The 20,930-nt window shown below is 37.4% G+C and carries 23 protein-coding genes; 18 read left to right on the top strand and 5 right to left on the bottom strand.

The features are described 5' to 3' along the window. Positions 1-19: 19 nt before the first annotated feature. Positions 20-739 carry a pseudouridine synthase gene (locus tag ACIQAA_RS04295; protein WP_402615415.1) on the top strand — a complete coding sequence of 240 codons (720 nt, stop codon included), beginning with the start codon at positions 20-22 and terminating at the stop codon, positions 737-739. Positions 740-768: 29 nt separating this feature from the next. Here the strand turns inward: ACIQAA_RS04295 and ACIQAA_RS04290 are convergent, their stop codons facing one another. Further along, positions 769-1,215, bottom strand: coding sequence for a Dps family protein (locus ACIQAA_RS04290; protein ID WP_402615412.1), 447 nt, complete (start codon positions 1,213-1,215; stop codon positions 769-771). Positions 1,216-1,404: 189 nt separating this feature from the next. Between ACIQAA_RS04290 and speD the strand changes: the two genes are divergently transcribed. From speD to ACIQAA_RS04275, 3 genes are read left to right on the top strand one after another with little or no spacing between them, the layout of a single operon-like run. Continuing rightward, complete coding sequence (speD, locus tag ACIQAA_RS04285) at positions 1,405-2,214, top strand: adenosylmethionine decarboxylase (protein ID WP_402615410.1); 810 nt, start codon at positions 1,405-1,407, stop codon at positions 2,212-2,214. Further along, positions 2,192-2,347 carry a hypothetical protein gene (locus ACIQAA_RS04280; RefSeq protein WP_402615407.1) on the top strand — a complete coding sequence of 52 codons (156 nt, stop codon included), beginning with the start codon at positions 2,192-2,194 and terminating at the stop codon, positions 2,345-2,347. Before speD ends, ACIQAA_RS04280 begins: the two co-directional genes overlap by 23 nt. A gap of 9 nt (positions 2,348-2,356) precedes the next feature. Further along, positions 2,357-3,082 carry an AAA family ATPase gene (locus ACIQAA_RS04275; RefSeq protein WP_402615404.1) on the top strand — a complete coding sequence of 242 codons (726 nt, stop codon included), beginning with the start codon at positions 2,357-2,359 and terminating at the stop codon, positions 3,080-3,082. 34 nt (positions 3,083-3,116) lie between these two features. Here ACIQAA_RS04275 and ACIQAA_RS04270 read toward each other — a convergent pair whose 3' ends face one another. Continuing rightward, the gene (locus tag ACIQAA_RS04270) at positions 3,117-4,451 is read right to left on the bottom strand and encodes an amino acid permease (RefSeq protein ID WP_402615402.1); all 1,335 of its coding nucleotides are present in this window, start codon (positions 4,449-4,451) and stop codon (positions 3,117-3,119) included. A 174-nt stretch (positions 4,452-4,625) separates the two neighbouring features. Beyond that, on the bottom strand, positions 4,626-4,847 hold the full coding sequence (locus tag ACIQAA_RS04265; protein WP_402615399.1) for a DeoR family transcriptional regulator: 222 nt from the start codon (positions 4,845-4,847) through the stop codon (positions 4,626-4,628). Positions 4,848-5,269: 422 nt separating this feature from the next. Between ACIQAA_RS04265 and pepV the strand changes: the two genes are divergently transcribed. The 6 genes from pepV (at position 5,270) to ACIQAA_RS04235 (ending at position 12,347) form a co-directional block, all read left to right on the top strand. Next, a complete protein-coding gene (gene pepV / locus ACIQAA_RS04260; RefSeq protein WP_402615397.1) occupies positions 5,270-6,679 on the top strand; it encodes a dipeptidase PepV in 1,410 nt (469 codons plus the stop codon). A 25-nt stretch (positions 6,680-6,704) separates the two neighbouring features. Next, on the top strand, positions 6,705-7,574 hold the full coding sequence (gene dat / locus ACIQAA_RS04255) for a D-amino-acid transaminase (protein ID WP_402615395.1): 870 nt from the start codon (positions 6,705-6,707) through the stop codon (positions 7,572-7,574). Positions 7,575-7,685: 111 nt separating this feature from the next. Beyond that, the gene (gene thpR / locus ACIQAA_RS04250) at positions 7,686-8,252 is read left to right on the top strand and encodes an RNA 2',3'-cyclic phosphodiesterase (protein WP_402615392.1); all 567 of its coding nucleotides are present in this window, start codon (positions 7,686-7,688) and stop codon (positions 8,250-8,252) included. A 29-nt stretch (positions 8,253-8,281) separates the two neighbouring features. Beyond that, positions 8,282-9,265 (top strand): diacylglycerol/lipid kinase family protein, encoded by a 984-nt coding sequence (locus ACIQAA_RS04245; RefSeq protein WP_402615389.1) that lies wholly within the window; start codon positions 8,282-8,284, stop codon positions 9,263-9,265. Beyond that, positions 9,252-11,399, top strand: a complete 2,148-nt coding sequence (gene pulA / locus ACIQAA_RS04240) for a type I pullulanase (RefSeq protein WP_402615386.1) — start codon at positions 9,252-9,254, stop codon at positions 11,397-11,399. The genes ACIQAA_RS04245 and pulA overlap by 14 nt, the downstream gene beginning before the upstream one ends. Before the next feature lie 174 nt (positions 11,400-11,573). Continuing rightward, positions 11,574-12,347, top strand: coding sequence for a phosphotransferase (locus ACIQAA_RS04235; protein WP_402615384.1), 774 nt, complete (start codon positions 11,574-11,576; stop codon positions 12,345-12,347). Here the strand turns inward: ACIQAA_RS04235 and ACIQAA_RS04230 are convergent, their stop codons facing one another. Next, entirely contained in the window at positions 12,348-12,626 is a 279-nt protein-coding gene (locus tag ACIQAA_RS04230; protein ID WP_402615381.1) for a YtzH-like family protein, read from the bottom strand. Between the two features lie 133 nt (positions 12,627-12,759). On the opposite strand from ACIQAA_RS04230, the gene trmB reads away from it, so the two are divergent. Together trmB and ACIQAA_RS04220 are read left to right on the top strand one after the other, a co-directional pair. Beyond that, complete coding sequence (gene trmB, locus ACIQAA_RS04225) at positions 12,760-13,401, top strand: tRNA (guanosine(46)-N7)-methyltransferase TrmB (RefSeq protein ID WP_402615378.1); 642 nt, start codon at positions 12,760-12,762, stop codon at positions 13,399-13,401. 77 nt (positions 13,402-13,478) lie between these two features. Further along, entirely contained in the window at positions 13,479-14,318 is an 840-nt protein-coding gene (locus tag ACIQAA_RS04220; protein WP_402615375.1) for a YtnP family quorum-quenching lactonase, read from the top strand. A gap of 49 nt (positions 14,319-14,367) precedes the next feature. Here the strand turns inward: ACIQAA_RS04220 and ACIQAA_RS04215 are convergent, their stop codons facing one another. Then, positions 14,368-14,694, bottom strand: a complete 327-nt coding sequence (locus tag ACIQAA_RS04215; RefSeq protein WP_402615373.1) for a PepSY domain-containing protein — start codon at positions 14,692-14,694, stop codon at positions 14,368-14,370. A 146-nt stretch (positions 14,695-14,840) separates the two neighbouring features. Here ACIQAA_RS04215 and ACIQAA_RS04210 point away from each other — a divergent pair, with 146 nt between their 5' ends. The 6 genes from ACIQAA_RS04210 (at position 14,841) to ACIQAA_RS04185 (ending at position 20,845) form a co-directional block, all read left to right on the top strand. After that, entirely contained in the window at positions 14,841-15,914 is a 1,074-nt protein-coding gene (locus ACIQAA_RS04210; RefSeq protein WP_402615371.1) for a M42 family metallopeptidase, read from the top strand. 57 nt (positions 15,915-15,971) lie between these two features. Beyond that, positions 15,972-16,496 (top strand): DUF84 family protein, encoded by a 525-nt coding sequence (locus ACIQAA_RS04205; protein WP_402615368.1) that lies wholly within the window; start codon positions 15,972-15,974, stop codon positions 16,494-16,496. Positions 16,497-16,615: 119 nt separating this feature from the next. Further along, positions 16,616-17,131: a hypothetical protein gene (locus tag ACIQAA_RS04200; protein ID WP_402615366.1), complete on the top strand. Its 516-nt coding sequence runs from the start codon at positions 16,616-16,618 to the stop codon at positions 17,129-17,131. Positions 17,132-17,149: 18 nt separating this feature from the next. Then, a complete protein-coding gene (locus ACIQAA_RS04195) occupies positions 17,150-17,464 on the top strand; it encodes a thioredoxin family protein (protein WP_402615364.1) in 315 nt (104 codons plus the stop codon). A 78-nt stretch (positions 17,465-17,542) separates the two neighbouring features. Further along, positions 17,543-18,361 carry a DUF1444 domain-containing protein gene (locus ACIQAA_RS04190; protein ID WP_402615361.1) on the top strand — a complete coding sequence of 273 codons (819 nt, stop codon included), beginning with the start codon at positions 17,543-17,545 and terminating at the stop codon, positions 18,359-18,361. A gap of 93 nt (positions 18,362-18,454) precedes the next feature. Further along, positions 18,455-20,845 (top strand): DNA translocase FtsK, encoded by a 2,391-nt coding sequence (locus ACIQAA_RS04185; protein WP_402615359.1) that lies wholly within the window; start codon positions 18,455-18,457, stop codon positions 20,843-20,845. The last annotated feature ends 85 nt before the right edge of the window (positions 20,846-20,930 follow it).

Raw genomic sequence — 20,930 nt, 5'->3', positions numbered from 1 at the left:
AAAATGAAGGAGGATTACCTTGAGAATTGATAAAATGCTCGCCAATTTAGGTTATGGCAGCCGAAAAGAAGTAAAACAGCTTTTAAAAAGCGGCGCTGTTAAGGTTGACGATTGTTTAGTGAAAGATCCAAAACAGCATGTCGATACAAATAAACAAAGTGTTACCTTAAATGGTGAAGTAATAGAATATAAAGAATTTATTTATTTAATGATGAACAAACCTCAAGGAGTACTGTCAGCAACAGAGGACAGCGTTGGGGAAACCGTTATCGATTTATTGGAACTAGAGGACCAAGTATATGAACCGTTTCCAGTCGGAAGATTGGACAAGGATACCGAAGGCTTATTATTGATTACCAATGATGGTCAATTGGCTCATCGCCTGCTTTCACCCAAAAAGCATGTACCCAAGACTTATTTTGCTGTGATAGACAGGGAAGTAACCGATGAAGACGTAAAAGCATTTGCAGATGGTGTCACACTTGATGATGGATATGAAACAAAACCAGGTGAGCTGAAAATATTGAAGTCTGGTATACGATCGGACATCGAGCTGACCATAACCGAGGGCAAGTTCCATCAAGTGAAAAGAATGTTTGAAGCAGTTGGAAAGAAAGTCGTGTATTTAAAACGGATTTCAATGGGCCCATTACCTCTTGATGAGACTCTTGAATTAGGGGAGTACAGAGAACTAACCGATGAAGAAATAGAGCTTCTAAGAAATTACCAAGTAAAGTAAAAAGGACAAGGCTGCATGCCTTGTCCTTTTTACGCTTGAAGAAAGGATGTTAACATCCAATTATGTTTGCTTAGTTTTTCAATTAATTCCGTGAACATATCACTTGTTACCTCATCATTCCCGTGTTCGGCAACTACTTTACCTTCCTTCAATTCAGCGATAAGCTGGGAGAAATCATTCACAATATTTTGTACCATTTCTTCTGCTGATAGGTTCTTCGTAGTTTCTTCAATTGAAGCATATTGGATGTATTCTTTTAATGTTGAAATTGGCTTTCCGCCTGCGATTAATAACCGTTCAGCTAATTCATCGATCGTTGCTGCAGCCTCTTCATATAGTTCCTCGAATTTGGCATGTAAAGTGAAAAAGTGTGGTCCTTTCACATACCAGTGGAAACGATGTAATTTTGTGTATAACAGATTCCAGTTTGCAAGTTGTTGGTTCATCACTTGTTCGAGTGTCATTGTTTGTATCATATGTTCATTCCTCCTAATTTCTTATCTGAATTAATTATAACATATATCAGTTAAAAGTAAATATTAAATTATAATAATTATAAATAAGCTTCAAGGGGATTTTTTTATAAGTAACAATTTAAAAAATGGGTAATCTAAAAATATTTACTACACTGTCCCGCGTTTCGAAAATCAAAAGGGGGAAGCAGCATGAAACTTTCACACAAAGAGACCATTGAACTACATGGCTTTAATAACTTGACCAAATCATTAAGCTTTAATATGTACGACATTTGTTATACAAGAACAAGAGAAGAGCGTGAGGCGTACTTAAAGTATATTGATGAACAATATAGTGCCGAAAGATTACAAAAGATATTAACGCATGTATCTGAAATCATTGGTGCACATGTATTAAACGTAGCGAGTCAGGATTTTGAACCGGCTGGTGCAAGTGTAACGCTGCTTGTATCTGAGGGACCAGTCGAAAATGCGCCGTCAGAGCATTTTGAGGAATCACCAGGACCGCTGCCAGAATCGGTCGTTATGCAGTTAGATAAGAGCCATATCACGGTTCATACATACCCTGAATATCATCCAGATGAAGGAATCAGCACCTTTAGGGCAGATATTGATGTATCAACTTGCGGAGAAATATCTCCGCTTAAGGCACTGCATTATCTTATTCGTTCGTTTGAAACAGACGTGATGACGATAGATTATCGTGTCCGTGGATTTACAAGAGATAAGGATGGATATAAATTATTTATTGATCATGAAATCAGCTCGATTCAGAATTATATTCCCGAGGATGTTGGCGAACTATTCGACATGATTGATGTAAATGTCTATCAAGAAAATATTTTCCATACAAAGTGTAAACTTCGGAAATTTGATTTAAACAACTATTTATTTGGCTATAAAAAAGAAACATTACAACCAGAAGAGTTAATTGAAATTACCGAGAGAATAAAGGTTGAGATGGATGAAATTTTTTATGGCAAGAACATCATCCAATAATGACGATCTTACTGATCGCTTATATATGTCGAATGATAGCCAAAAGGAAAGTGCGCAGCAGCTTTACGAAAAAGTAAGGCTGCTTTTTTGTGTAGATGGTGTAAAATGGGATTCATACGAATTTATTAAGTAGGAGAGTATTATGTTTTTAAAAAAAGTGACATTATTAAAAGAAAAGATTCCAACCTTTATTCACTACCCCTTTTCCATACCAGCAATAGAGGGTCTTGATGAAATTAAATTAGAAAAGAACGTCACCTTTTTTGTAGGAGAAAATGGCTCGGGTAAATCTACTTTATTAGAAGCGATTGCAGACAAATGTGATTTCAATACAGCAGGCGGCGGAAGAAATAATTCTTATGATGTTTATGAAGCAGATTCAGAACTAAGTGAATACATTAGACTCTCCTGGATGCCAAAAGTAACAAATGGTTTCTTTTTGCGTGCAGAATCATTTTATCATTTTGCTACCCATATTGATGAAGTGGATGAGAATGGATTTAAAGATTACGGTGGAAAATCGTTGTTACAACAATCGCATGGGGAATCCTTTTTGTCACTATTTTTAAATCGATTTAATGGGGAAGCCATTTATCTGTTAGACGAACCGGAGGCTGCATTATCACCTGCAAGGCAATTAACCCTTTTGAAAATCATTCATGACCTTGAAACTCAAGGGGATGCGCAGTTTATCATTGCCACACATTCTCCTATTCTATTGGGCTTTCCAGATGCAGACATCTATAGCTTCGACAATGGTGAAATATCAAAGATAAACTATGAAGATACAGACCATTACAGCATAACAAAATATTTTTTAGAAAATAGAAAGAGATTTCTTCATGAGCTTTTTAAAGTAGACGAATAGCTATCAAAAAAAGAAGTGATACCCATGAATGGTATCACTTCTTTTTTGCTATAAATGATAGAACTATCAGCATTCCCACTATTATTAATGAGACGGTCGAGCCAATTAAATTGTTGGGTGTTAAAATAAACCCAATAAAGATTAGACTTAACGCTACTACAGCGATGATTGTTGTAAATGGAAACCATTTAACCCGAAAAGAGGGTATAACCTTATACTGCGGTCTCAGCTTTAAATGTGCGGAACAAATCCCAATCCAAACTAACATAATGGTAAAACCAGGAATGGTCATAAGGTAACTAATAATATTACTAGGACTAATATATGCTAGGAATACACCAACTAATAGACAGAGAGTAGTAATCATAAGTCCGATAATGGGAATTCCGTTTCTAGAGGTTCTCATTAATCTTTTAGGGGCCACTCCACTTTTGGCCATTGAAAATAGCGTTCTTGATGTCGCATATATCCCCGAATTTGCAGCTGAAAGTACAGCCGTTAATAGGATAAAATTCATTACATGTGCAGCTCCTGGCAGTCCGGTAATAGTAAACACTTGAACGAATGGACTGTCTTGACCAGTAACCTGATTCCAAGGCATAATACCGCAAATAATTAAGATAGGGAAAATATAAAAAATAATAACCCGCCATACTGCACCTTTAATGATACTTGGCATGACACGCTCTGCATCTTTAGTTTCTGTGACGGCCACCCCAATTAACTCAGCTCCGCCATATGAAAACATAACAACTAAAAATGCACTTAGCATTCCGCTCATTCCATGGGGGAAAAACCCGCCATGCGCTGTGTAATTTGCTAGAGGTTCCTCAATATCGCTCGGCAAAATTCCAAAAATGATGAAAGCACCTAATATGATAAATGCCACTAATGCGATTATTTTTATCCCGGCAAACCAAAACTCGAGCTCTCCATAATATTTTACAGGGAATAAATTGATTCCGATTATAACGGCAGCACATAACAAACTAAGAAGCCAAAGCGGCATAGATGGATACCAAAATTGCAGAAAACTTCCTGCAGCTAATAATTCAACTGTGATGACAATGGTCCAGTTAATCCAATATAACCAGCCCGTAATAAACGACAGCTTAAAACCAAATGCTCGATAAAGAAGCAGCTGTACATTGTGATTGGGAAAAGCAATAGCCATCTCACCTAAAGCAGCCATTACGATAAATAATAACAGCCCGCCAATAAGATAGGTAAAGATAACACTTGGCCCCGCTATATTTAACGTATCAGAGCTGCCTTTAAAAATTCCTGTACCAATCATGCCAGCTAAGGCAATAAACTGGACATGCCTTGGCAGTAATCCTTTTTTTAGTTCATGATGATTATTTTCCATGTTGTCCTACCTTTATTTAAAAGTTTTCACTAACTCACTTAAACGCTTTTAAGTGCTAAAGCATTATATTAATATATCATATTATAATAGATATTCAACCTTATTTTCAAAATAAAAGCAAGCAAGCACGCGAGACAATCGCGTGCTTGCTTGCTTTTATTGTTTATCCATATATTACGAAGACATTTTTACTTTTTTTTGTGTTGTCGTCCATTTTCCGCGGCTTGGGCTAATTACCAAGTCATTATAGGCTAAGACATTTAAATCTCGTTGTATGGTGCGAGGAGTGATACCAAATTCCTCTACAAGTTCTTGCGTCGTGACGATGCCTTTATTACGAATAAACATGTAGATGCATTTGATGCGGTTTAACATCCGGTTAGTCGAAGGTTTCAAAAAACCACTCCCTATCCTTTTATAAAAACCTAGTGTCTATCCCTCTACCGACAGCCTCTTTGATTAGTATGTAATTTTCTTCCCGCAGACAACTCCTTTTATTAATAGATAGTTGCAGTGGATACCCCGCTGACTTACATTTATTGTACCCACAATTTCTGAAAATTTCCACCATTAGCGAAATATTTACATAAAAAACATCACTTCGTAACAATAATTGTTCGGTTTTTCCCCTCCCTTTCAGGAATCTTACTATAGTCTATGGGTGTAAATGTTAAGTTTATGACAAATTAATTGAATTTTTTGTAAATTAATATAACCTTTTGAGGCATACAAAAGGAAAATATTTCGTTTTTAAACAGAATATTGATAAGATAATTTCGTGGATATAAATATGGCTAGGAAATAGGAGGAATGCTCAATTGACAAAGATTAATTGGATGGATGAAGTTGAAAAAAGAAAAGAAAATTTATTAAAAGATACTCAAAATTTATTACATATTAAGAGTCTGTTAGACGAAGAAAATACATTTCCAGACGCACCGCTTGGAAAAGGTGTAAAAGAAGCATTAGATTTCATGCTTAACCTCGGTGAAAAGGATGGTTTTATACCGAAGAATGTAGGAAATTTAGCTGGACATCTGGAATTTGGAGAAGGAGAGGAGCTATTAGGGATACTCTGTCATGTTGATGTCGTTCCAGAAGGAGATGGCTGGTCGAGCGATCCATTTGCTGCTGACATTCGTGACGGTAAAATATTTGCTCGCGGCGCCATTGATGACAAAGGTCCAACAATGGCAGCTTACTATGCAATGAAAATAGTAAAGGAACTCGGTCTTCCTCTAAAGAAGCGAGTCAGGATGATTATCGGTACCGATGAAGAAAGTGACTGGAGATGTGTAGAGCATTACTTTGAACATGAAGAAATGCCTGCTCTAGGTTTTGCGCCTGATGCTGACTTCCCTATCATAAATGCCGAAAAAGGGGTTGCCGATATGGATTTTGTTCAGAAACCAACAGGTGAAGAAACAGGAAAAGTTGAGGTAATAAGCTTTATATCAGGTAAACGGTATAATATGGTTCCTGACCATGCAACCGTAACATTAAACAGCATTGAAAACCAAATGGATGTAGTACAAAGGTTCACCGATTATATGAAGCGACATCAATTGGAACACCATTCACATGTGAAAAATGGTGAGTTAATTCTCGAAGTGAAAGGAATATCTGCACATGGAATGGAGCCTAAAAAGGGAATTAATGCAGGTTTATTTCTAGCAGATTTTCTTTCAAAGTTAGAACTAAATGCTGCTGCTTCGGATTATTTCAAATTTGTTTCCCACTATTTTCATAATGATTCCAGAGGTATAAACCTTGGTGTAGATTATTCAGATGATGTTTCAGGAGAATTAACCATCAATCCTGGGAAACTATCATACACCCGCCAATCCGGTGGAAGTATAGGGTTAACCTGCAGATATCCAGTGACAAACAATATGGAGGAAACAAAAGAGAAGCTTGATCAGCTATTAGAGGCAAAAGGTTTTGCTATTGAAAAGTTTAAAGATACTAAGCCGCATTATGTTGATGAAAATGAATTCTTAATTCAAACCTTGAAAAATGTATATGAAGAACATACGGGAGAAAAGGCATATTTAATAGCAATTGGCGGAGGAACGTACGCACGCTCATTAAAAAGCGGAGTCGCGTTTGGTCCATTATTTCCAGGCAGACCAGATATTGCTCACCAAAAAGATGAATACATCTTAATTGATGACCTATTAAAAGCAACCGCCATTTATGCACAAGCAATTTATGAATTAGCACAATAAGAATAAGTAAAAAGGGGAATAGAGAATGGAATATGCCTTATTAAATGGGGAAATTATTGACCGCTCACAAGCTAAGGTGGATGTGGAAGACCGTGGTTATCAATTTGGCGATGGCGTTTACGAAGTCATCCGTGTTTATAATGGAAAAATGTTTACACTCACAGAACATTTAAAAAGATTCGCTGATAGTGCCAAAAGTATAGGGATCTCGTTACCATTTACGAGCTTAAGATTAGCGGAAATGTTAGAAGAACTATTATTGAAAAACAACCTGCAAACAGGAAATATTTATATGCAGGTTACAAGAGGTACTGCGCCGCGAAATCATTTATTTCCCACTGGAAATGTTACACCAACCCTTACAGCTTATACAATTAAGGGAGTAAGACCGCTGGAAAACCTTAAGTCGGGAGTAAAGGCAATCCTAACAGAGGATATTCGCTGGCTTCGCTGTGATATAAAAAGTTTAAACTTACTTGGTAATCTGTTAGCGAAACAAAAAGCAAGCGAGCAAGGCTGTTTTGAAGCGATTCAGCATCGCGGTCAGGATGTCACAGAAGGAAGTTCCTCTAATATCTTTATGGTGAAAAATGGGACAGTCATAACCCATGAATCGAACCACTTAATATTAAAAGGAATCACAAAAGATGTTATTTTAAATGTCTGTAACAAAAATAATATTCCTGTGCAGGAACGGACATTTTCATTAGCTGAACTCGAGGAAGCAGAAGAAGTATTCTTATCAAGCACAACAGCAGAAGTAATGCCGGTAATTGAAATAGACGGTAAGAAAATCAGGTCCGGTATTCCTGGACCGCTCACTCAAAAATTGCAAGATTTATTCGAAAAAGAAATTGAAAAACAATGTGGAGCACTTGTTGATAACGTAATGTAGCATAAGAGCGTGCAACAGATAAAAAGTCTGGTGCACGTTTCTTTTTGTGTTTGCAGTAAAATACATACATGTGGGAAAAAATAGTCTAAAATAAGAAAAGGAATGATAAGTATGAACAAGCAAACACATTTTTTCTTTGCAGTAAAAATTCCACAAGAAACAAAGCTAATCATGAAAGAGAATAGTGAGAGGATAAAAGAAATTCTCCCCTTCAGCCGCTGGGTTCACCATGAAGATTTACATATTACACTAGCTTTTCTAGGCAATGCCCCTTCGGAAAAACTTTCGAACGCAATGGAGAAAGTTCAGGGAACATTAAGCGGGTCAAAAGGATTTATATTGGAAATAAATAAGCTTGGAATCTTTGGAAAACTAGATTCTCCGCGTATTTTTTGGGCAGATACAAAGGAAAGTAATGAACTGCAGACGGTTAGGAAGAACGTATTTACAGCATGCGAAGATGCTGGTTTTCAGTTAGAAACAAGACCCTTTAAACCTCATATCACCCTTGCACGTAAATGGGCAGGGGACAAACCTTTTCAGAAAAATCTCCTTAATGTATGGGATGAACTTCAGTCAGAGTCGCTTTTATTTAAAGTGAATGAGGTAGTTTTATACCAAACACATCTTGATAAAACACCGACATATGAGGAAAAAACAATATACAAATTGGAATAAGATAAATTTAACAATAAAGGGTTGGTTGTATGAAACAAATCTATTTTATTATCAATCCAAAAGCGAGAAATGGTTACTGTATAAAAGTCTGGAAAAAAGTAGAAACAAAGTTAATCGAAAATAAAATCCCTTACATGGCATTCTTCACAGAATACCATGGTCATGCAATCAAACTAGCGGCACAAATTGCGTCAAGGAATCATCAGCAAAAAGTCATTATTGCTGTTGGCGGGGACGGAACCATGCACGAAGTCGTGAATGGAATTGTAGAATATAACCATATTACTCTTGGTTTTGTTCCCGGAGGATCTGGAAATGACTTTTCAAGAGGGTTCCAAATACCCGCAGATCCAGAAGAAGCACTAAAGGCTATTCTTCGTCTGATAAAAGAGGAAGAAGCCATAATAGATATTGGAAGGATCACGATGAAGGATGATTCTCAGCATTATTTTATTAATAATATGGGTGCTGGGTTCGATGCATTAATCTCTTTCGAAGTTAACCATTCTAAAGTCAAAGCTTGGCTTAATAAACTGTCTTTGGGCCGGCTGGTGTATGTATATTTTTTACTAAAAAAACTATTTTCTTATAAATGCTCAACAATTGATTTATCAATTGACGGCAGAAGGCATATACTTGAACAAACATGGTTTGTAACTGTTTCCAATCAACCCTACTATGGGGGAGGAATGATGATTGCTCCTGAGGCGCTCCCAGATGATGGTCTCTTAGACATTACAGTGGTCCATAGATTATCAAAGTTGAAGCTATTATTGGTTTTTATCAGCGTATTTTGGGGGAAGCACGTTCAATTTAAAGAGGTGAAAACCTTTAAAGGACGAATGATTTCCATTCAATCCTCATCTTCCTTATATGTCCATGCTGATGGCGAGGATATCGGATTCACTCCCTTAAATATTGATGTTCAAACAAAAACTCTAAAAGTATTAACGAGGGTGCGAAGTATGCGAGAAACTGTTCTGAAAGAGAGGGACTCGAATGAACTCCAATGAACGAATTTTCCTAGCTTATTTAGATGAGATGGATATCATTACGATTCTTCTTCCACTTTCCTATCATCAAGGATTGTCTTCCACTTTCTCGATTACCGATGAATCACAATATGTTAAAACTTTACAAATAATCAAAAAGCAGGAGATTGAAAATCATTATAAATATACTTGTCGGATTGCTGAGCAAATTTCTTTTGGTCATGTTTATTGGATTGTGGATGAACATGGCGAAAGAACTGACCTGCAAATAGGTGCAGTGATTCGAACACCTGCATTTGATGATCGCTTTTTCTATGAGGGTAACGACCTTGGGGTAAAAAGCAGCGACAATCAAACGAGCTTTAAACTTTGGGCACCAACGGCAACACAAGTAAAATTGAAATTACGAAATCCAAATAGTTCTTTTTCGGAAATAGTCAAGATGAAACGTGATGATAAAGGTGTTTGGTCAGTAATCATTCACGATGATCTAGAACTTTATCAATATACGTTCTTAATCCTTGTCAACCAGGTATGGAGAGAATCGGTAGATCCTTATGCTGTTGCGGTCACAGCAAATGGGGAACTCGGTGTTATTGTAAAACTGGAGAAAACGAGGAGGAAAAAGCCTTTATTACCTCTCTTTGAAAATCCAGTCGATGCGATTATTTATGAAACGCATATCAGGGATTTCACAATCCATCCAAATAGCGGTGTGAAACATAAGGGACTGTATTTAGGTGCAAGTGAGTTAAATACAAAAGGTAAAGACAGTGGGCTTACAGGTCTATCCTATGTAAAAGATTTAGGAATTACTCATATTGAATTTCTGCCATTTAATGATTTCGCAGGAGTAAACGAATTAGAACCACATAAAGACTATAATTGGGGGTATAACCCAATACACTTTAATGTCCCTGAAGGATCCTATTCTTCAAATCCATCCGATCCATACGCACGAATCATTGAATTGAAGCAATTGATTGATGCGATTCATGGACAAGGAATAAGAGTCATCATGGATGTAGTATACAATCATGTCTACATTCGAGAAACTTCTTCATTTGAAAAAGTCGTTCCGGGATATTATTTTCGCCATAATGAGCTTGGTTTCCCATCGAATGGAACAGGAGTTGGTAATGATATTGCCTCGGAGAGAAAAATGGTGAGAAAGTTCATCCTTGATTCTATTCGTTTTTGGATGGAAGAATATCATATTGATGGCTTTCGTTTCGACCTAATGGGGATTTTGGATGTTGAAACCATGAAAGAAGTTAGGAAGACTTGTGATAGTATTGAAGAGGGAAGCCTGATTATTGGCGAGGGATGGAACCTCAATACGCCTCTTCCCATTGATAAAAAAGCAATCATCCGCAATCACTCAAAGTTTCCTGACATCGGTCAATTTAATGATAAATTTCGTGATACGATAAAGGGAAGTACTTTTAATTTGTATGATAAAGGGTACGTTTTAGGGAATGAGCATTATTATGAGGGCGCTATCGATGTCATTACTGGAAGCATTGGATTAAATCAAGAAGCTGGCGGGCTCTTAACTGAACCTTTTCAGTCGGTAAATTACGCTGAATGCCATGATAATCATACCATATGGGATAAACTTGTTTCTTGCCTTCCGGATTTAGACCATGCACTTCATCTGAGATATCACCGGCTTGCAACAGGTCTTGTCGTACTATCTCAGGGAATTCCTTTTCTGCACAGCGGTCAGGAATTCTTCCGTACAAAACGAGGCGATGGAAATAGTTACAAATCACCAGATCATATTAACCAGCTAGATTGGGATCGAAAGCACCTTTATCAGGACAATGTCAATTATATAAAGGGATTGATTGAAATTCGTAAAGAGTTACCTTGTTTTCGAATGAAAAGTGCAGATCAAATCAGAGCAAATACTCATATTTTACCACTCCTGGCACCTCTAATTGGATTAACATTTCAGAATCAAAGTAATGATATCGGCCAGGTGCTTTTACTCATTAACCCCCTAAGGACAAACCAATTAATCGAAATTCCGGATGGCAGCTGGACAGTAATCGCCAATGATAAAAGAGCGGGAATTTATTCCAAGCAAAAGGTGCAAGGAAAAGAAATAGTGCTGGAACCAGTATGCTTAACCATTTTAGTAAAAAAATAGTTTGTTCAGATGTACTTGACTACTAAAGCTAATTGGAGATAAAATTTAGTAAGATGGCTATTGTGTGTAATTGTCCAATAGCTTTTTTTATTTTTCTAAAATATTTACTTAATTAAACTACTAAATGGTGTTTTTGAACCATTTGAGAACGGCATAAATTGAAGGTGAACAATTTTGGAACATATATTAGGACAAGAATGGGAGATTGTCCCTGCGGGGGGCGCAACGGGAGAAGCCTTTTATGCTAGCTACGAAGACCAAAGGCTTTTTCTAAAACGCAATTCCTCTCCTTTTCTAGCAGTTTTATCTGCAGAAGGAATCGTCCCAAAGCTTGTTTGGACAAAACGCTTGGAAAACGGAGATGTGATTACAGCACAGCAATGGCTCCCTGGACGTGAATTAAAGCCACATGATATGAATCATGAACGTGTTGCTAGGATGCTTAGGAAGATTCACCGCTCTGAACCAATGGTTGGGATGTTAAGCAGGCTTGAAAAGCAACCTTTACAGCCAGATATGATTTTTCAATCTGTTGTCGAGCTCTTGGATGAAGAAGTGTTATCATTACCTGTTGTAAAAAAAACGCTGAATTTTCTATTAGACGAGGTATCTAATGTCTTCAGTAATGAAAAAGTCGTTTGTCATGGTGATGTCAACCATAACAACTGGCTGCTAACGGAAGACAACCAGTTGTATTTAATTGACTGGGATGGTGCGATGATTGCAGACCCTGCCATTGATCTTGGTATGCTGCTTTATTTGTATATTCCGGAAGATAATTGGAATAGCTGGTTAGCCATGTATGGAAAACCGTTAACTGAAAACCTAAAGCTTAGAATGAAATGGTATGTGGCACTTCAAACACTGTCTTCGATTCAATTTTACAAAAACAAAGACCGTCTACAGGAAATGGATAAGTGGATTGCATTTTTAGATGAGCTTTTGTAATCAGGAGTACGTGTCTATATTTGACACCCATTGTGATAAATTATCTTGATTAGATAAAATATGCTCATCTAGGTCTGCGGTTTGAGCACCATACTGACTGTAATTGTATACCTCCTGCAAAATGCTTTTAACATTTTGATCAATCTGTGTGTTCACCATTAAAGATTTTACTAATCGTTCCAATTGTTCACATTCTGAAACAGACCCACAGCAATCGGTTTGATGATTATTTAATATATCTTTTATTAATGAAACTTGGTCCTGATGATTTAATGGCATGTTGGTACACCCTTTCAAGTGAAAATAAAAAAGAATTCACAGTTAGGTTGTGAATTCTTTTTTTGTTTATACATTAATGGATAACCCCATTATTACCAATAATAAAAACAATATTTTATTTAGGAGTGGCATAATGAGACTTAGGCACAAACCTTGGGCAAAGGAAATGATAGAGAACCATCCGCAGTATATTGTCGCGAATCCCGAAAATTATAAAGGAAAGTGGCATGAGGTTTTTCATAATGAACAGCCTCTTCACATTGAAGTTGGAACAGGAAAAGGCCGCTTTATTACAGAAATGGCAAAGGCACATCCGGATATTAATTATATAGGTATAGAACTTTACGATTCCGTTATTGTTGCTGCTTTAGATCGTTTAATTGAAGCCGATTTACCAAATTTAAGATTACTCAATGTCGATGCCAGCGATTTGAGTAATTATTTTTCAAAAAATGATGTCGACAGAGTCTATTTGAATTTTTCCGACCCATGGCCAAAGACACGCCATGAAAAAAGAAGGCTGACCTATAAGGACTTCTTGAAGCTTTACGAAAACATATTGGTTGATAAAGGTGAAATCCATTTTAAAACCGATAATCAAGGTTTATTTGAATATTCATTGAAAAGTTTTTCCGAATATGGATTATTATTAACTTTCCTTAGCCTTGACCTTCATAAAAGTGATTATGAAGGAAATATCATGACAGAGTATGAACAAAAGTTCTCCGAAGCGGGTAATCGAATTTACCGTTGTGAAGTAAAATATCAAAACTAATCACCGGACAGTCTATTCAAAAGACTGTCCTTTTTGAATATGGTAAAATATGAATAATCAATCAAAGGGGGCAGGGTATGGAGACATTAAAAATTGGCAGAGTTAAGCTTACGTGGTTATCAGGTGGTGTTACAAACCTAGATGGCGGCGCAATGTTTGGCGTTGTTCCGAAGGCATTATGGTCGAAAAGGTATCCACCTAATGACAATAACCTGATTGAACTTCCTACAGATCCAATCTTAATCCAAATGGACGGCAAGAATATTTTAGTAGAAGCAGGACTTGGAAAGGGAAAATTATCGGAAAAACAACTTCGGAATTTTGGTGTTACAGCAGAATCGGACGTAGAGGGATCATTACAGCAGTTAGGGTTAACTCCAGAGGATATTGATTATGTATTAATGACTCATATGCACAATGATCACGTTGGCGGACTGACAAAGTTGGAAGATGGAACATATAAATCAACCTTTCCAAGAGCCAAGGTTATTACCTCAACTATAGAGTGGGATGAAATGCGGAATCCAAATATTCGTTCAAAAAGTACATACTGGAAAGAAAATTGGGAGCCAATCCAGTCGCAAGTCATCCCTTTTGATGAAAAATGGAGTTTAGGGGCTATCAGCATGTTCCATACTGGCGGTCACAGTAATGGACATTCTATCCTTATTATTGAGGATGAAGGCGAGATGGCTATCCATATGGCAGACTTAATGCCTACGCATGCTCATAAAAATCCATTATGGGTCATGGCCTATGACGATTATCCAATGGACTCTATTGCTGCGAAAGAGAAATGGGGTACCTATGCTAACGATAAAGATGTCTGGTTTACTTTTTACCATGATGCCTTCTATCGCGCCGTAAAATGGGGAACAGATGGTCAAATTCTAAACAGTATAAAGAGGTTTAAATAAGGTCACGCTATAAAAAAGCCGTACCTCTTGGGATACGGCTTCTGCTCTTTTAAAGGGCTGGCTCTGTAGTGGACTTTACATCTAAAAGGGTTCCGGTCGACGCGTCAGCAATGAATTCGAACTGTTCATTAACTCCATTTTGACTTTTAGAAATTCCGCCCTTATAAACTTGATATTTGATTTGGTGCTTCTCAAAAGGCTCTTTTACCATATGTATCCAAGAGCCGCTAATCGGTCCGTTTTGGTTAAAATGTTTTTTTACGTTTTCCAAAACTTTTTCTGGTGAAACATATGTTTTTTGTGAAATGATCTCCTTTACTGCATAGCCGCTGATTACTCCAACTGCTGCACCAAGGAAAAATGATTTCCAGTTCATAAGGCACCTCCAAAATTTCAATTGCTGTTATTTCCAGTATATCTCATTTATTAGCAAGAACATAATAAATCCTTGGTAAGAGAACATAAATTTCAGTAATATAAAAATATACATATACATTACATACCATTAAGGGGGGAAATACTTTGAATGAGCAGACATTAAATTTATTCAAAACTTTAACAGAGCTTCCAGGGGCACCTGGAAATGAGCATTTAGTTAGAAATTTCATGAAAGAGCAATTATCTCAATATGCAGATGAAATAATCCAAGACAAATTAGGCAGTATTTTCGGAGTCAAAAAAGGTAATCAAAATGGACCAAGAATTATGGTTGCTGGTCATATGGACGAAGTTGGTTTTATGGTAACGGCGATTACCGATAATGGAATGCTTAGGTTTCAACCGCTTGGTGGATGGTGGAGTCAGGTCCTATTGGCGCAGCGCGTTCAGGTCATGACCAATAATGGACCAATTATTGGTGTCGTAGGCTCAATTCCTCCTCATCTATTGGATGAGGCTAAACGAAACAAACCAATGGAAATGAAAAATATGCTAATTGATATTGGGGCAGATGATCGTGAGGACGCAGAACGAATCGGAATTAGACCAGGCCAGGCAATCCTGCCGATTTGTCCATTTACACCAATGGCGAACGAAAAGAAAATACTCGCGAAGGCTTGGGATAACCGCTATGGCTGTGGGCTTGCGATTGAATTGCTTCAAGAGCTAAAAGATGAAACCCTGCCTAATACTCTGTATTCAGGCGCAACAGTCCAAGAGGAAGTAGGTCTGCGCGGGGCACAAACAGCTGCCAATATGATTAATCCAGACATCTTTTTTGCGTTAGACGCGAGCCCAGCTAACGATATGTCAGGAAGTAAATCAGAATTTGGTCAATTAGGAAAGGGAGCACTCCTCCGGATTCTTGATAAATCAATGGTGACGCACCGCGGAATGAGAGAGTTTATTCTTGATACCGCTGAAACAAATAAAATTCCTTATCAATATTTTGTTTCACAGGGCGGAACGGACGCAGGACGCGTTCACCAATCCAATGAAGGTGTCCCAAGCGGCGTAATCGGGATTTGTTCTCGCTACATTCATACACATGCTTCCATCATCCATATCGATGACTACGCAGCTGCCAAAGAACTAATCGTAAAACTCGTAAAAGCATGTGACCAATCAACAGTAGATACGATCAAAGCCAACAGCTAAATTTCACAATGAGGAGGAATAATATGCCTTCTTTTTATGTAGAGAAGGAGGGAAGTAATGAAAATAATTATTGGATCAAATAACCCTGCTAAAGTGGCTGCAGTAAAAAATGCCTTTCATTATCAACAAACGGAGTTTCTTTCATTAGATATCCCCTCGGGTGTCAGTGAACAACCATTCTCAGACGAAGAGACGATTAAGGGTGCAATCAATCGTGCCATCGGTGCTTTGGAACAGGGAAATGGAGACATCGGTATCGGATTAGAAGGCGGTGTCCAAGAGACTTCTCACGGTTTGCTGCTATGTAATTGGGGCGCCTTAGCCTCGAAAAATACGGAACCAATGATTGCTGGAGGAGCAAGGTTTCTCCTTCCTGTTGAGATTGCAGAACGATTAAGAGCGGGAGAAGAACTTGGACCAATCATGGACGACTTTGCAAAAAAAGAAAATGTTCGAAAAAATGAAGGTGCAGTTGGTATTTTTACCAATGGATTAATCAACCGTTCAGAGATGTTTTCACATATCATGAACCTTCTGGTTGGTCAATATCACTATCAAAAAGCCACTAGGAAGCCAAATTAGCTGTTATTAATAGAATTCTTCCTTTTTCGACAACGAATATCGACAAAAGACTTGTCTTATGAATATTATGGAAGGTATGATATAGATAGGACGATAGTCGTATTAGGAGGCGAAGAAAGATGAAATTCTTTAATGCCATTTTGATCGTAATCTTATCTATGCTCATACTTAGTGCCTGTGGCAAATCAAATTTTAAAGCCGAAAGTAAAGAAACCATTGGTGCAGTGAAAGAAGCGCTTAATGAAAAGGCAAAAAAAACAAACAAAAAAAGTGGAGATATTAACTTTTATTTGCCATTTGGATATGAAATTGAAGATGAATCTCCAAATAATATAATTTTAAAAAATGGGTCTAAACAATATATTCTTTTTAATAATCCGCAAGAAAATAAAGTAAGCGATGTAGTTTATAAATCAACCGTTGCACAAAATAAGGACCTAGATATAAATGAACAATTTAAGAAAAGTGACCAGTTTGGATACCTAATCGTTAAGAAACTAGACGACGATATGAATGAAATGACGATTGGGATTGGCGGAACAAAGATTACAACATTAATTAAAACAAGCAGTATGAAAAATGAAGCTGCAGTGATGACACAAATGGTAAAATCAGTTGTAAATGTTGAAAAATAATCAAGGAGGGTATTACGTTTGAAAAATTTAGCGTCTATGGAGCAATTTGAACAACTCCGTGATGGAGGAAAAACAATATTTATGTTCTCAGCAAACTGGTGTCCAGATTGTCGGGTTATCGAACCTATACTTCCAGAAATAGAAGAAAAGTTTAGTGAATTTACTTTTATTCATGTTGATCGAGACCAATTTATTGAGTTATGCCAACAGTTAGACGTATACGGTATTCCCAGTTTTATTGCATTTGAAAATGGGAAAGAGCTGGGCCGCTTTGTAAGTAAAGACCGGAAAACACAAGAGGAAATAGAAGGATTTATTAATGGTCTAAAATAATACAGGTATACTCCTCCATCTTTTTTGAGATGGGGGATTTTTTAATGTACAATTGGTGGGTAGGCTGGAGGGATAAAGATGAAGATGGATAGTATTAAAATGAAAAGAGAATTAGAAACACGGTTAGCTGCGGATGATCGGCAAATCACGTATGACCGTGAGAAGGATCAATTACGTATTGAAAATAAAACCCTTGGCAAAGGAATCACCATCACGCTGGGCGGTATTGTTGCAAAGTGGCATTCCGAGAAGGAAAAGGCCATTGATGAAGTGGTTTATTATGTGGAAGAGGGACTTAGGGCCATGACGGACACAGTCCAGTTAACAGATCATGAGAAAAAGATATTTCCGGTTATTCGCTCAACATCTTTTCCTATCGAATCAGAAGAAGGTGTTGCTTTTTTAACGGAGGAGCACACGGCTGAAACAAAAATCTATTATGCCTACGACATGGGGACAACTTATCGATTAATTGATTCGCGAATCATGGAAAAAGAGGGATGGAAGCCTAGCCGAATTAAAGAAATTGCCTTGTTTAATGTGAGGTCACTAAAGACATCCTTGAAAGAAGATCAGGTCGCAGGTAATACCTTTTATTTTCTTAATTCAAACGATGGTTACGATGCAAGCAGGATATTAAATAAAGGCTTTTTAAATGATATACAGAAAAAAATTTCAGGGACAATGGTCCTTGCTGTTCCACATCAGGATGTTTTAATCATTGCGGATATTCAAAACAATACGGGTTATGATGTTTTAGCACAAATGGCCATGAGCTTCTTTGCAAATGGACGTGTACCGATAACGGCGTTATCCTTTTTGTATGAGGATGGAGAATTAGAACCAATTTTTATCTTAGGTAAGACACGAAATCAAGACGGAAAAGGATCACGGTAAGTGGTCTTTTTTGCTTATTCTTAGATTTTTTGTCGAAAAAATTATAATACCTGTTAAAATAGAGTGATAGAAATAGTAGAAAGAGTGATAGTTTTGAGCTGGATCCAAAACTTTTTTCAAAAGTTTATAAAGGACAATCGGGATGAATATGCTGAATATGACATACATAACAAGCAGCAGGAAAGGTCAATGTCTCATAAGATAAATGAGGGTGGTCATCATCTTGATACAAAAATTTCCTATCAGTATCCTAAAAGCAGCCGGCTTTTGTATGTGCAGCCAGAAACACAGGAAGTAAAATCTGAAAAAACCAATCGTCAAAAGAGAGTAGACCTGCGTTCTGAAGTAAAAAGTTCAGAAATAACAAGTTCTGATAGTAGAAGCTCAGATACAAAGACTAGAAAGGATAATGACAAAAGTACACCTCAATTTAAGAAAAAACCGTTCCAGCTGACAGAAGTTCCTTCACCTATTTATGGCTTTAGCAGGCCTGCTAAACCCTCGGATAACGTTGTCGAGCATGAGTTATGCCATTTTCTAGATGAGGATTCTGATAAACTACTTGTTTCAATCACGGCCATAGAGCAAAAGCCCATGCCAGAATTGGAAATAGCTGCTTCTGAGACAGCTGCTGCAATATCTGAAGCAATTGAGGTAAATGAAAAGCTTGAAGTAAATGAAGAGCTTGAAGTAAATGAAGAGCTTGCAGTAAATGAGCCTATGGTAAAAGAACCAATACAGGATTCTAGAGAGTTACCAACTCGAAAACGGTCTCATCTTCCTTTCAATGTGATGATGCTAAAGCAGGATAAGTTAAAATGGGAAGAAAGAAAAAGCAGAAGAACTATGCCTGAGGAAAAAGAAACGGGTAAGGATGAAACAACTGAAGCAAAGATAAAGACAGACAATCTCGAATCAAAAGAAGAAATTCAAGCAGACCTTCCAAAAGAGGAAGTGATCGCTAATAAACCGGCAGCCATTCAACCTGAGCTCAAAGTTGAATCGGTGACTGCCAGTAACATCGAAAATGCGGAATCGATAGTAAAATTAGATTCAAGTTCCTATGAGTTTCCTAAGATGAACTTGTTAAAACCTCCTGTTATTGTAGAAGATGATACAGAATGGTTACTGTACCAAGAAGAACTATTAAACCAAACACTGCAGAATTTTAATGTAGGTGCGAGTGTTGTAAATGTAACACAAGGACCAGCTGTGACTCGTTTTGAAGTCCAGCCTGAGCCAGGTGTAAAGGTAAACAAAATTACCAATTTAAGTGATGATATTAAATTAAGTCTTGCTGCCAGAGATATACGAATTGAAGCACCTATTCCAGGTAAACATACGATAGGCATTGAGGTGCCAAACCAAAAATCACGTCCCGTGTTCATTAATGAAATTGTTCAGAGTTCAGTATTTCGTGAATCAGCATCTCCGTTAACAGCAATACTAGGTCTCGATATTTCCGGAAAACCGATTGTTACAGATTTAAAGAAAATGCCTCATGGGTTAATAGCTGGTGCAACAGGTTCTGGTAAGAGTGTGTGTATAAATACAATCCTGGTAAGTTTATTATTTAAAGCAAGTCCAGAAGATTTAAAGCTTTTATTGATTGACCCTAAAATGGTAGAGCTTGCTCCTTATAATCGAATTCCACATTTAGTAAGTCCAGTCATAACGGATGTAAAGGCAGCTACCGCTTCTTTGAAATGGGCTGTAGAGGAAATGGAGAGACGTTATGAGTTATTTGCGCATTCAGGAGTCCGCGACATAAATCGATTTAATGAGCTTGCTATCCAGCATAAACAATACTCTGATAAATTGCCGTTTATTGTGATCATTATCGATGAGCTAGCAGATTTAATGATGATGTCACCTGCAGATGTAGAAGAAGCAATTTGCAGGATTGCTCAAAAAGCAAGAGCTTGTGGAATTCATTTAATTGTGGCTACTCAAAGACCGTCTGTGGATGTAATAACGGGATTAATTAAAGCCAACATTCCAACACGGATTGCCTTTTCCGTATCTTCACAGGTGGATTCCCGCACCATTATTGATATAAGCGGTGCCGAAAAATTACTCGGCCGTGGAGATATGCTATTCTTAGAGAATGGTTCATCAAAGCCTGTACGTCTGCAAGGAACCTTTGTTTCAGATGAAGAAATTGATCTTGTGGTCGGGCACGTGAGAGATCAGCGTGAGCCTGAATACTTGTTTGAACAAGAGGAACTGTTAAAAAAGGCACAGGTAACCGAAGAAGAGGATGAACTCTTTTACGAATCATGTGAATTTATTATCGAACAAGGGCTGGCATCTACATCCAGCCTGCAAAGAAGATTTAAAATCGGCTATAACCGTGCAGCAAGATTAATGGATATGCTTGAATCTAATGGGTTTATTACCAGTGCTAACGGCAGTAAGCCACGCGAAGTCTTGATTACGCTGGCAGACTTGGAGTCCTTGCAAGATACTGGTACAATGAACTAATCTTAAGTATTCTTTGTTAAGAAAAAACAAAAAATATACTGTTAATGAAGTATCAAATAGTTTTTATTGATGAACAATGATATAA

The organism is Neobacillus sp. NPDC093182 (assembly GCF_044754045.1).
This window is presented reverse-complemented; position numbering and strand designations above follow the sequence as displayed.